11 protein-coding genes are annotated in these 12,356 nt (G+C 41.0%); 8 read left to right on the top strand and 3 right to left on the bottom strand.

All coding sequences use genetic code 11. The features are described from left to right. Nucleotides 1-105: 105 nt before the first annotated feature. The 3 genes from M301_RS10220 to edd form a co-directional block, all read right to left on the bottom strand. Nucleotides 106-768: an HAD family hydrolase gene (locus M301_RS10220; protein ID WP_013148701.1), complete on the bottom strand. Its 663-nt coding sequence runs from the start codon at nucleotides 766-768 to the stop codon at nucleotides 106-108. A 90-nt stretch (nucleotides 769-858) separates the two neighbouring features. Further along, nucleotides 859-1,485: a bifunctional 4-hydroxy-2-oxoglutarate aldolase/2-dehydro-3-deoxy-phosphogluconate aldolase gene (gene eda / locus M301_RS10225; protein ID WP_013148702.1), complete on the bottom strand. Its 627-nt coding sequence runs from the start codon at nucleotides 1,483-1,485 to the stop codon at nucleotides 859-861. A gap of 220 nt (nucleotides 1,486-1,705) precedes the next feature. Continuing rightward, a complete protein-coding gene (gene edd, locus M301_RS10230; RefSeq protein ID WP_013148703.1) occupies nucleotides 1,706-3,520 on the bottom strand; it encodes a phosphogluconate dehydratase in 1,815 nt (604 codons plus the stop codon). Nucleotides 3,521-3,727: 207 nt separating this feature from the next. Between edd and M301_RS10235 the strand changes: the two genes are divergently transcribed. From M301_RS10235 to dnaK, 8 genes are all read left to right on the top strand, one after another. Next, a complete protein-coding gene (locus M301_RS10235) occupies nucleotides 3,728-4,603 on the top strand; it encodes a glycosyltransferase family protein (protein WP_013148704.1) in 876 nt (291 codons plus the stop codon). A gap of 3 nt (nucleotides 4,604-4,606) precedes the next feature. Beyond that, on the top strand, nucleotides 4,607-5,821 hold the full coding sequence (locus M301_RS10240; RefSeq protein ID WP_013148705.1) for an O-antigen ligase family protein: 1,215 nt from the start codon (nucleotides 4,607-4,609) through the stop codon (nucleotides 5,819-5,821). Between the two features lie 4 nt (nucleotides 5,822-5,825). Continuing rightward, complete coding sequence (locus tag M301_RS10245) at nucleotides 5,826-6,572, top strand: glycosyltransferase family 2 protein (RefSeq protein WP_041359451.1); 747 nt, start codon at nucleotides 5,826-5,828, stop codon at nucleotides 6,570-6,572. Between the two features lie 33 nt (nucleotides 6,573-6,605). After that, entirely contained in the window at nucleotides 6,606-7,634 is a 1,029-nt protein-coding gene (locus M301_RS10250; RefSeq protein ID WP_013148707.1) for a glycosyltransferase family 9 protein, read from the top strand. Further along, nucleotides 7,635-8,606 carry a lipopolysaccharide heptosyltransferase I gene (gene waaC, locus M301_RS10255; RefSeq protein WP_013148708.1) on the top strand — a complete coding sequence of 324 codons (972 nt, stop codon included), beginning with the start codon at nucleotides 7,635-7,637 and terminating at the stop codon, nucleotides 8,604-8,606. A gap of 1 nt (nucleotide 8,607) precedes the next feature. Then, nucleotides 8,608-9,492 (top strand): lysophospholipid acyltransferase family protein, encoded by an 885-nt coding sequence (locus M301_RS10260; protein WP_148218599.1) that lies wholly within the window; start codon nucleotides 8,608-8,610, stop codon nucleotides 9,490-9,492. A 136-nt stretch (nucleotides 9,493-9,628) separates the two neighbouring features. Next, on the top strand, nucleotides 9,629-10,153 hold the full coding sequence (gene grpE / locus M301_RS10265; RefSeq protein ID WP_013148710.1) for a nucleotide exchange factor GrpE: 525 nt from the start codon (nucleotides 9,629-9,631) through the stop codon (nucleotides 10,151-10,153). Between the two features lie 179 nt (nucleotides 10,154-10,332). Continuing rightward, nucleotides 10,333-12,258: a molecular chaperone DnaK gene (gene dnaK, locus M301_RS10270; protein WP_013148711.1), complete on the top strand. Its 1,926-nt coding sequence runs from the start codon at nucleotides 10,333-10,335 to the stop codon at nucleotides 12,256-12,258. Nucleotides 12,259-12,356: the final 98 nt, after the last annotated feature.

Consider the following 12,356-nt stretch of genomic DNA (forward strand, 5'->3'; position numbering starts at 1 on the left):
TACTTAACCTTATGATTGAACTGCTGATTATTATACAATCATGAAAAAAGTGATAGCCAAATCAACATAAAACGATATGTTTTAATTAAACTTAAGGCTAATCACTTAACTGATTAGCTGAGCAATATTATTAAATACTGTTAGCTTATTTTCTTGGCAAAATGCTTGCCAGTCTGGCACTTCTGTCCAATCACTAAGGAAAATAAAATCTAATCCCGCGCGATCGGCGGCTTCAAAGTCATACTTACTATCGCCTAAAAATAAGGCTGGAAACTGAATATTAGCGCTAGACTTTTCACGTGCCAATACCTCATCTTTATTGTCTGGGCTGCCAAATAAACCGCCGTCGAACATATGGTCAATCTTGCGCTTAGCAAACAGCGTACGAATTTCTTGCTGATCGCCTCCTGAAAGTATCATCCAATTGGCACTCTGTGTAGCTGTACGCAAATCAAATATACCTTTTGCTAGATCACATTGCATTAAGCCAACCTCTAGCTCTTTACTGAACTCATCTAATAGTGCTTGAATAGCTTTGTCTGTGACAGGCTGGTGCAAAATCTCACGTATGTAATAATCAAACTTATGGTATCGCGAGATACCGCCTAGATTAACGTGATAATCCACTAGTGCTTGCGCCTCTATATCTGTTGCCCCTAAATTCGTTGCAGTGCGAAAGTATGCCTCCGTCTTTACCACATTGGAGTTAAGCACAACGCCATCACAATCAAATACGATGGTTTTATATTTTGTAATATCAATTTTCAAAAAATATTCCTAATAGTCAGAATGACAAAGTCTTATAAACAAAAAGGGCTAGGCAATTGCCCAGCCCAGTTTAATTTAACTTAAATACACTTATGCAGCTTGAATGGCACTTGCTTCTTTAGCCAGTTTTGTAATATGCGCCCAATCTTTACGCGCCACAGCATCCGCTGGAGTAAGCCATGTGCCGCCACAGACTACTACGTTTGGCAAGGCTAAAAATTGAGGCGCTGATTCAACAGTTACTCCACCTGTAGGGCAGAATTTTACATCACCAAATGGGCCAGCAAAGCCTTTAAGCAAGTTGATACCACCCACAGCAACCGCCGGGAATAGTTTTAAGAAATAATAGTCATCTGCGTTTGCTATCATGATTTCAGAACCAGTAGAAACGCCCGGTAATAAGGATAAGCCAATTTTACGTGCAAACTGGCCTAGCTCAGTCGTATAGCCAGGACTCACTGCAAATTTACAACCGACATCAAGTGAAGCTTGTGCATCCTTTAAATTACGCACTGTACCTGAACCCAAAATGGCATCTGGTACATGTTTAGCTATTTGTTCCATGGCTTGCAACGCACAAGAAGAGCGCAACGTGACTTCCAGCACGCGAATACCACCTTCAAGCAATGCTTCAGCCATAGGCACAGCGTCTTCAACGTTATTAATCACAATCACTGGAATAACTGGACCTTGTTTAGCTAAATCTAATGTATTCATGTTTCTTTTCTACCTAGTTAATTAAAAATTGATATATTTTAAATATCCAAAATGAATTCCCGTGTCTTTTGATTTTTTTATGAAAGCAAAAGTCGGGAATGAAGGCATCAAAAATGTGCTTAATAAAACTTTATAATTGCCCGACAAGTAAACATAAAGCGCGTACAGAATGTTTAGTCTGGTAAGCAACAGAAGCAACGTTATCGGCTGATTTACAAATTTACAGCCAGGTAATTGCGCCCTCTTCGGCTGATAAGACGTTTCTACGCATTCCGCCAAACAACTCACGGCCCAAATCATGCGCATTTTGATGACGTTTTGTATCTGAAAGCTCTGCAACTTCGCGCTCTGCCCATTCATCCTCATCCACGAGCACGTTAACCATTCCAACGGTCGCGTTTAAACGAATAATATCGCCATCGCGCACTCTAGCTAACGGGCCACCCGCAGAAGCTTCTGGCGTCAAATGAATTGCCGCTGGAATCTTGCCAGACGCGCCACTCATTCGGCCGTCAGTGACAATCGCCACTTTAAAGCCTTTATTTTGTAATACAGCAAGAGGCGGCGTCAATTTATGTAACTCGGGCATGCCATTCGCTTTTGGACCTTGAAAACGTACGACCGCAATAAAGTCTTTTTCAAGTTCGCCCCGGTCAAACGCAGCCAACAATTCTTCTTGTGCATCAAATACAATGGCCGGTGCTTCAATGATATGACGGTCTTCAGGTACTGCTGAAATTTTAATCACACTGCGACCCAAATTGCCTTTAAGCAAGCGTAAACCACCAGACTCACTGAATGGGAAGGCAGCTGTACGCACAATCGTTTCATCGCTGCTTTCTTTTGCTAGATCTTTCCATACTAATTTTCCATCTTCATTAGCAGGCAATTTACCATAGTCGCGCAAGCCACCATAAGCAACGGTGAATACATCTGGGAACATATACCCAGCATCAATCAGCTCACGAATCACAAATGCAGGGCCGCCAGCTGCTTGGAACTCATTCACATCTGCCTTGCCATTTGGATAGACACTTGCCAACAACGGTGTTGTTTTAGCCAAGTGATAGAAATCAGTCCAATCAATCATAATACCCGCAGCACGTGCAATTGCTACCCAGTGAATCAAATGGTTGGTAGAGCCACCCGTTGCTAGTAAAGCAACCATAGCATTCACAATCACATGTTCGTCTACTAACTTACCAATTGGAGTGAACTGGTTTTTCTTTGTATTTTCCAACACCATTTTAACAGCTTCACGAGTCAGCAATTCACGCATACCGTCATGTGGATGGACAAATGCTGCGCCCGGTACATGTAAACCCATTGCTTCCATCAGCATTTGGTTACTATTCGCGGTACCGTAAAATGTACATGTACCAGCACCGTGATAAGCAGCAGATTCTGATGCCAATAACTCTTCTCGTCCTACTTTACCTTGTGCATATTGCTCACGTACTTTAGATTTTGCTGTATTGTCTAAACCAGTACTCATAGGACCTGCTGGTACAAAAACGCATGGCAAATGTCCAAAATGTAATGCACCAATCAACAAACCAGGAACAATTTTATCGCACACGCCCAACAACAACGCTGCATCAAATACATCATGTGAAAGTGCGATTGCAGTACTCATAGCGATGGTATCACGACTAAATAGTGACAACTCCATGCCTGGCTCACCTTGCGTGATGCCGTCACACATAGCAGGTACGCCACCCGCCACTTGTGCAGTCGCACCGTATTTACGCGCTTCATCACGAATAATTTCAGGATAGCTTACGTACGGTTGGTGTGCAGATAACATTTCGTTATATGCAGTCACAATACCAATGTTAGGCGCTTTTTCAACCACAACACGCAACTTGTCGTTAGCTGGCATAGCCGCGAAGGCATGCGCAACATTAGCGCAACCTAAACGATCCGCACCTTTTTGACGATTTATCATCGCATTTACGCGATGCAGATAAGCCGTTCGTGTTGGACGACTTTTTTCTACAATGCGTTCTGTAACTTCTATATGAGATTGCTTCATTTTATATATGACCAGAAAAATTAATGTACTGACTCAATTATCCTCAATGCAGGGCTTATCGTCAAACTTAATGATTGCCCATCATCTTGAATTCGTAACAATTGCATTTAAACTGAGGCATAATTACGGCCTAACATCCTGATGCGCCTCATTGAGTTAAAAATACTCGACGTTAACATCTCATCACAATGGAAAGCTGCAGTTAATATGAAAGTTAGTGTATTTACATTTATTCGGAATGGCTCCTTGCTAGGCTATCCATTTATAGAAAGCATATGCTCGGCATTACCTTTATGTGATGAATTCGTAATTGCCGTAGGTGACAGTGAAGACGATACTCTAGCTCGTATAAAAGCAATCAACTCAGAAAAAATCGTCATCATCCAAACCCGTTGGAATGAGAAAATGCAGGATCGTGGGTTCGTGTACGCTCAGCAAAAAATGATTGCACAATATAACTGCACTGGAGATTGGGCATTCTATCTTGAAGGAGATGAGATCTTACACGAAAGCGATATTCCAAAAATACGCTCATCAATGGAGCAGCACTTGGACAATCCAGAAGTTGAAGCGCTTGCATTTAACTACCTCCACTTTTTCGGCAGCCCTGATTGGCTCGCCATAAGCCCAGCATGGTATAGGCAAGAATGTAGAATCATTCGAAACACTATTCGCAGTTGGGCGCCAGATGGTCTGTATTGGGTAGTGATGGATAAAAATAGAAAAGGACGTCACCCAAAAGCCGCACTTATTGGCGCACCAATTTACCATTACGGGCATGTGCGCAGTATTGCAGCCATGCATGAAAAAAACCAGCGCGTTGGCAAATACTGGGGACATGACCACCCACTATTCAATGGCTATCAAATTGATGCGCAGGCTCTCAGCCCTTTTTCTGGACGACACCCGGATATTGTCAAAAACTGGCTTGCACATGAGGCAGAAAAATCATTTACGCCCAATCCAAGCTATCAGCCAACTAAACGAGAGTTAAAGCATCGCTGGGCGATGAAACTAGAGCGCCTGTTTGGATGGGAGCTTAGCAAAAAGCATTTTTCTCTTACTAAAAACACCAAAAATTAATTTATGACAAATCGTTATTCAGCAACTTCTGAGCAAATTCTAGTTTATTTAGCTATATTTGCTTGTTTAAGCATTGCACTGCCAACTGCATTCATGAGCATTTCCATGGGGCTATTTGTAATAATATGGGCTGTTTCAGGCAACTATTCTGAAAAATTTCAAATCATTCGCAATCACCCTGCTGCACTAATGTCAATTGCTCTATTTTGCTTATATGGCCTATGCATGTTCTACTCTAGCGCACCATGGAGTACGCGTTTAACTTGGTGGATGAAATATCATAAGCTGTTATATATACCAATGATTATTAGCATATTATCCATTGAAAAGTATAGACGAATCGCGCTATATGCATTTTTGACTGGCATGTTATTAGTGTTGTTTATTTCATATTTGAAATGGATGGGTCTTTTTCCCCACAAGGACATAGGGCAAGGCTATTTTGTATTTAAAGGCAGAATCGCACACAACATTTTCATGGCGTTTTCTATGTATCTTATGTTACACCTTGCCGTTATACAACGATCCAATATAAAACGCTGGGTTTGGATTAGCCTAAGCATTCTTGCCTCATTGAATATACTTTTTTTAGTCAATGGCAGAACTGGCCAAATTTTGATGCTTGTCTTATTCATCTGGTTTTGCTGGGAAACATGGGGCATGAAGTCGATAAAATGGCTAATAGCACTGTTGCTAATGACTACCGTAATTTCTGTTTATGCTCCAAACACGCCCAACTTCCGTTTAACTGAAATTAAACAAGAAATCGATACTCACAAACCAAATGAAGCACCAACATCTTCTGGTGAAAGATTAGAGTTTTATAAAAACGCGTTGATTCTGATTAAGCAACATCCTGTTTTGGGTGCTGGTACTGGAAGCTTTGAACATGAGTATCGGTTAATTGCCGAAAAACAAAATACACTTTCAACCTATGTGCCCAACCCACACAATGAATTTCTTTTAACATGGCAAGAGTTAGGTATTTTTGGCTTAATACTTCTATTAGCATTCTTCGCTACTCACTGGATAACAAGTTATAAAATAGATAGATCGCAGCTTAACAATGAACACTATAGTTACGCTTTACGTGGTCTTATTATTACTATTTTTGTTGGCTCATTATTTAACTCATTATTACTAGACGCTGGTGAAGGTAAGTTTTATTGCGTAATAGCAGGTGTGCTTCTAAGTGCATATAAGCCAAGAAAAAATTAGCCTAATGAAATCTTCAATATCCATCATTATCATCACAAAAAATGAGGAGCACGACATACGAGACTGCCTTCAATCCGTTGCGTGGGCTGATGAAATAATAGTACTTGATTCAGGAAGTATGGATAAGACTCTAGAGATTGCTAAAGAATATACCAGCCATGCATACACTAGCCCTGATTGGCAAGGTTTTGGAATACAGAAAAACCGTGCTCTAGCTTACGCCTCTTGCGACTGGGTACTATCACTAGATGCTGATGAGCGCGTTAGCGACGAGTTACGCATTGAAATTCAACATGCTATTTCAAAAGAAAATAACGTGGTTTATAGCATGCCAAGGCTCTCAAGTTATTGTGGTAAGTTTATTCGTCATTCTGGCTGGTGGCCAGATTATGTAGCGCGACTTTTTAAGCGAGGACGTGCAGAATTTAGCAATGATTTAGTGCATGAACGTCTTATTTTTGATGTAACAGTAACTAAATTAACTTCACCACTACTCCATATCACTTATAAAGATTTAGACGAAGTCATCGCGAAAATTAATCAATATTCAACGTTAGGAGCAAAGAATAGTTTAGAAAAGGGTAAACGCGGCAGCTTAGCTAGTGCGCTTGGGCACGCTTTTTGGGCTTTCATTAGAACCTACATCTTACGTGCTGGTTTTTTAGATGGTACAGAAGGTCTGATGCTAGCTATATCTAACGCTGAAACAACTTATTATCGCTACTTAAAACTGTACTACTTAAATAAATAGTTGCAATAGCTTTACATACTGAATGACAAATCAATGAAAATTTTAGCGATTCAATTTAAATACTTAGGCGATGCCGTCATTCTCACTCCCGCGCTAAAAGCATTAACAACTCAAATACCCAACGCTGAACTTCATGTTTTAGTTGCCGCCGAAATTGCACCATTACTAGAAAACTTGCCATGGATTAACAAAATATGGGCAATGCCCAGAAGTCGAGGAAAGGCCAAACTATCGCAAGCGCTGCCTTTTATCAAAGCGTTACGCAAAGAGAAATTTGATCGATCCATTGATTTTGGTGGAAATGACCGAGGTGCTTTACTAAGCTTGTTGAGTGGCGCGCGCATTAGGTTAGGAGCTATTGAAAGAGACAAACCTAAACTGATGCAACGAATTTGCTACACACAGATAGCCCAAAGGGCTAATCCAAGTGCACCCTATTTTGATTTACATTTTGAGCTGCTTTCAGCTTGGAACATCAAGCGACCAGATTCGCTTCGTCTAGAAACTGTATGCAAACATTTTGAGATTGACGCTTTAGAGAAAATACTGCCTAGAAACTCTATTATCTGCCATATCACCACCTCTCAACCAAAAAAAGATTGGCCCATTACACACTGGGCAAAGCTTCACGACTTGGCAAGAGTGGAAGGTTTAACACTTACTTTCTCAGCAGGTAACAATGAACGAGAGCGGAATTTACTTAGCGAACTTAAAAAACTGCGCCCTGATGCTCAAATGCTTCCTGCGCTTGCTGGATTAAATATGTTTCTATGCGCATTAAAATCTTCCAGAATACTTATTTGCGGTGACACTGGACCACTACATTTCGCTGAAGGTTTGGGCATCAAGGTGTTAGGGATATTTGCGGTAGGGAATTCAATTAAACAAGTAGCGCCTATCTATCACCAAGATCAGCTTATTTGTGCAAAAAGCTGCGCTTGTGAAGCTACACCTAGCAATGTAGATTACTGCCAATCGACACAGCCTTGTATGGCAAGTATTCCGCCAGAAGCCGTTTTTATAAAACTAAAAAATATACTAGCAAAAAGCAATTTCAACTAAATGCATATCCTCATTATTAAAACCACCTCACTCGGCGACGTAGTCCACAATTTACCGGTAATTGCGGATATTAGAAAACAATATCCAAGCGCGCACATTGACTGGGTGGTAGAAGAAAATTTTGCTGAAATCCCAGCAATGCACCCAGATATCAATAAAGTCATTAAAGTAGCTATTCGGCGTTGGCGTAAATCACTCTTATCAAAGAATACTTGGCGTGAGTTCACGAATTTCAAGAAGCAATTACAAACACAGCAATACGATGTTGTGATTGACTCCCAAGGTTTATTGAAAAGCAGTTTAATCACGTATTTAAGCAATAGCGACAATAAGTGTGGGTACGACAGTCATTCGGCACGCGAGTCTATGTCTAGTTGGTTTTATGATCACCGATATACAATTTCTTTTCAGCAACACGCAGTGATCAAAAATCGTACACTTGCAGCATTAAGTTTGGGATACGAACCTCCGAATACCCCCCCAGATTATGGCATTCAAGCTTCAGCAAAAACCATAGAAAATCTGAACCAACCATACGTCATTGCGCTGCATGGTACTAGCCGCGATAGTAAGTTATGGCTGACTGAGCACTGGATTCATTTAGGTAAACAGCTAGAGAAACAAGGCATCAGCCTAGTACTTCCCTGGGCAAGTAATGCAGAGCATCAACGCGCGCAATTGATTGCTAACACACTGCAACATGCTGTTGTTTTACCTAAACTCAATATCGCAGCACTTGCAGAAATCATCAGCCAATCACAAGCGGCTATTGGCGTCGATACAGGCCTGTCGCACCTTTCAGCCGCGCTAAACAAGCATGTTGTGGCTATCTATACTGATACAAACCCTGTGCTCACAGGCGTAATGGCTGGCACACAAGCATGCGTGAATTTAGGCGGCATAAATGTGCAACCATCCCCACAAGACGTGATGTCGCAGTTAAAAGCTTTCAATATCCTCACTCATGAATAAAATGAAGCCTCTCATTAAAAAAGTGTTCACTACATTTGTCGTGAGTTGCCTCAAGCTATTACGATTTCTACCGTTGCCCATTATTCATGGGCTGGGTGTGGTGCTTGGGTTAATAAGCTTCTTATTTAATAAAGATCATCGCGACCATGCTATACGTAATCTTAAGCAATATAATCTAACTACGAACAAAACAGGGCTCATAGGCCTGTTATTTAAATGCACTCTGGAAAATAGTAAAGGTGCACTTGAAACCTTTGCTATTTGGTTTAAACCTCAATCCCAAGTCATCCCTTGGGTAAAAAAAGTGTTTGGCTGGAGTGACGTAGAAAAAGGACTGCAATCCGGCAAAGGCGTCATATTTTTGACGCCGCATTTAGGTTGCTTTGAAATCACATCACTTTACTATGGCGCACGTCACCCTATGACAGTTCTTTACCGCCCTCCGCGCCAAAAATGGCTGTTACCGTTGATTACCGATGGAAGAGAGCGTGGGCAAATCACTTTAGCGCCGGCCAATGCACAAGGAGTGAAGCAGTTATTACAAGCACTTAAACGTGGCGAAGCCATTGGCATTTTACCTGATCAAGCCCCTTTAGCAGGAGAAGGTGAATGGGCACCTTTCTTTGGTCATCAAGCTTACACCATGACACTTGCCTCAAAATTAGCACACAAGACTGGCGCACAAGTCTTTATGGCCTTTGGCGAACGCTTAAGTTTTGGGCGTGGCTATAATATCCACATTCGTGCAGTTAACGCTGGTGGCATTGATACGCCTACTTTATTGAACGCAGAAATTGAACGTACCATTCAGCAATGCCCCGCCCAATATTTATGGATGTACGACCGCTATAAGGTTCGCAACCAACCACCCCCACCGGCACTGTAATGCAACTGATTTTGCCATTAAGTGTTCACCGTTTAATTTTCATTATTTTCATCTAAAATACTTGAGATTTTACAAAACGCCTCCATTATGTGTTCATTGTTTTAAATCATTGCTGATCAATAATTAGGGAAACTTCATGACTGAAAATACAAAAGACTCACAAAACAACAGCTCACAATCTGAAGAAGATTTTCAACAAAGTGGCGCCGCAGGCTCATTAGATGATCGTATTGGTGAACTAGAAGCTCAACTCAAAGAAGCACAAGCTGCAGTTTTATACGTAAAAGCTGATGGTGAAAATATACGCCGCCGCGCGATGGATGATATTGAAAAAGCACGCAAATTTGCACTAGAAAAATTCTCAAATGAATTACTTGCTGTAAAAGATAGTCTAGATGCGGCCTTACTGATTGAGGCGGCTGACGTGCAAAGCTATAAAGACGGTGTGCAAATCACCACCAATCAACTAGCTTCTGTATTTGATAAATTCAATATTGCTGAAATTAACCCCTTAGGTGAAAAGTTTGATCCTAACAAACATCAAGCCATCAGCATGCTGGAAAATAGTGGCGAACCAAATACCGTAACATCAGTATTACAAAAAGGTTACACGCTGAATGATCGCGTACTACGTCCAGCTTTAGTGATGGTGGCTAAGTAATTGATTGAAAAATTAAGCTAGATTTCCAATTAAATCAAAATCTTAATTAAATCTAGCAATCTCAGACCTTGAAATAACAAAAACAATCACCACAATAGCTTTAAGGTAAAAATTTAACACGGCTGTTTACCACAAAGTAATGCAGCAAATTAATTAGTAAAAAATAAGGAATAGGAATTATGGGAAAAATTATTGGTATTGACTTAGGTACAACAAACTCTTGCGTAGCTGTAATGGAAGGTGGAAAACCTCGCGTGATTGAAAATGCTGAAGGTACACGCACTACGCCTTCTATTATTGCATATCAAGAAGATGGTGAGATTTTGGCTGGCGCCCCAGCAAAACGCCAAGCAGTGACTAACCCTAAAAATACACTGTACGCAGTTAAGCGTCTAATTGGTCGTCGTTTTGATGAAAAAGAAGTACAAAAAGATATCGGTTTAATGCCGTACACCATTGCAAAAGCTGATAACGGCGATGCATGGGTTGAAGTTCGTGGCGTAAAAATGGCACCTCCGCAAATTTCTGCTGAAGTGTTACGCAAAATGAAGAAAACTGCTGAAGACTATTTAGGCGAAGAAGTGACAGAAGCAGTGATTACTGTGCCAGCTTACTTTAACGATAGCCAACGCCAAGCGACTAAAGATGCAGGCCGTATTGCAGGTTTAGATGTTAAACGTATCATCAACGAGCCAACTGCCGCGGCATTAGCTTTTGGTTTAGACAAACAAGAAGGCGATCGTAAAATTGCCGTGTATGACTTGGGTGGCGGTACATTTGACGTTTCAATCATCGAAATCTCTAGTATTGATGGCGAACATCAATTTGAAGTGCTTTCAACCAACGGTGATACATTCTTGGGTGGTGAAGACTTTGATAACCGTTTAATCGACTTTTTAGCGGATGAGTTCAAAAAAGAAAATGGCGGTTTAGATCTACGTAACGACTTGTTGGCAAAACAACGTTTGAAAGAAGCTGCTGAAAAAGCAAAAATCGAGCTTTCAGGCGCTACGCAAACTGAAGTGAACTTGCCATACATTACTGCAGATGCAACTGGCCCTAAACACTTAGTGGTAAAAATCACCCGTGCAAAATTAGAAAGCTTAGTTGAAGATTTGATTGAACGCACAATGGCACCATGCCGTGTAGCGATTAAAGATGCTGGCGTTTCAATTGATGACATTACCGATGTAATTTTGGTTGGTGGTCAAAGCCGTATGCCAAAAGTGCAAGAGAAAGTAAAAGAGATTTTTGGTAAAGAGCCTCGTAAAGACGTTAATCCAGATGAAGCAGTAGCTGTTGGTGCTGCGATTCAAGGCGGCGTGTTAAAAGGTGATGTTAAAGATGTGTTGTTACTTGACGTGACGCCATTATCACTAGGTATTGAAACACTTGGTGGTGTGATGACTAAAGTGATTAAGAAGAACACAACGATTCCAACCAAAGCATCACAAACATTCTCGACTGCTGATGACAACCAAAATGCGGTGACGATTCAAGTGTTGCAAGGTGAGCGTGAAAAAGCTGCTGCGAACAAGTCATTGGGTCAATTCAACCTAAGCGATATTCCACCAGCACCACGTGGTATGCCACAAATTGAAGTGACATTCGATATTGATGCGAACGGTATTTTGCATGTTTCTGCTAAAGATAAAGCCACTGGTAAAGAAAATAAAATTACCATTAAAGCGAATAGCGGCTTGTCTGAAGCTGAAATTCAACAAATGGAAGAAGATGCCATTAAATATGCAGATGAAGATAAGAAATACCGTGAATTAGTTGATGCACGTAACGCGGCTGATGGCATGGTACATAGCGTGAAAAAATCATTAGCTGAGCATGGCGATAAATTAGATGCTGCTGAAAAAGAAGCGATTGAAGCGGCTATTAAAGGTGTTGAAGAAGTGTTGCAATCAGATGATAAAGACGCGATTGAAGCCAAAACAACAGTATTGACTGAAGCATCACAAAAACTAGGTGAAAAAGTCTATGCTGCTGAGCAAGCTGAAGCCAACACTCAAAGTGCGCAACCTAGCCAAGAAACTGAAAAAACAGTCGATGGTGACGTGGTAGATGCTGAGTTTGAAGAAGTGAAAAAAGACTAATTCACAATTTTTAGTCTTTAGCTTATAGTCGTTAGCATCACAAAATGATGCTAACGACTTTTCGCTATCAACACCCTGCTAACAACAACTAAATAATG

This window comes from Methylotenera versatilis 301 (assembly GCF_000093025.1).
GTDB classification, from domain to species: domain Bacteria; phylum Pseudomonadota; class Gammaproteobacteria; order Burkholderiales; family Methylophilaceae; genus Methylotenera; species Methylotenera versatilis.

Coding starts and splice junctions, on each gene's coding strand:
- eda (WP_013148702.1), bottom strand. CDS start 1,485: ATGAATACATTAGATTTAGCTAAACAAGGTCCAGTTATTCCAGTGATT.
- edd (WP_013148703.1), bottom strand. CDS start 3,520: ATGAAGCAATCTCATATAGAAGTTACAGAACGCATTGTAGAAAAAAGT.
- M301_RS10235 (WP_013148704.1), top strand. CDS start 3,728: ATGAAAGTTAGTGTATTTACATTTATTCGGAATGGCTCCTTGCTAGGC.
- M301_RS10240 (WP_013148705.1), top strand. CDS start 4,607: ATGACAAATCGTTATTCAGCAACTTCTGAGCAAATTCTAGTTTATTTA.
- M301_RS10245 (WP_041359451.1), top strand. CDS start 5,826: ATGAAATCTTCAATATCCATCATTATCATCACAAAAAATGAGGAGCAC.
- M301_RS10250 (WP_013148707.1), top strand. CDS start 6,606: ATGAAAATTTTAGCGATTCAATTTAAATACTTAGGCGATGCCGTCATT.
- waaC (WP_013148708.1), top strand. CDS start 7,635: ATGCATATCCTCATTATTAAAACCACCTCACTCGGCGACGTAGTCCAC.
- M301_RS10260 (WP_148218599.1), top strand. CDS start 8,608: ATGAAGCCTCTCATTAAAAAAGTGTTCACTACATTTGTCGTGAGTTGC.
- grpE (WP_013148710.1), top strand. CDS start 9,629: ATGACTGAAAATACAAAAGACTCACAAAACAACAGCTCACAATCTGAA.
- dnaK (WP_013148711.1), top strand. CDS start 10,333: ATGGGAAAAATTATTGGTATTGACTTAGGTACAACAAACTCTTGCGTA.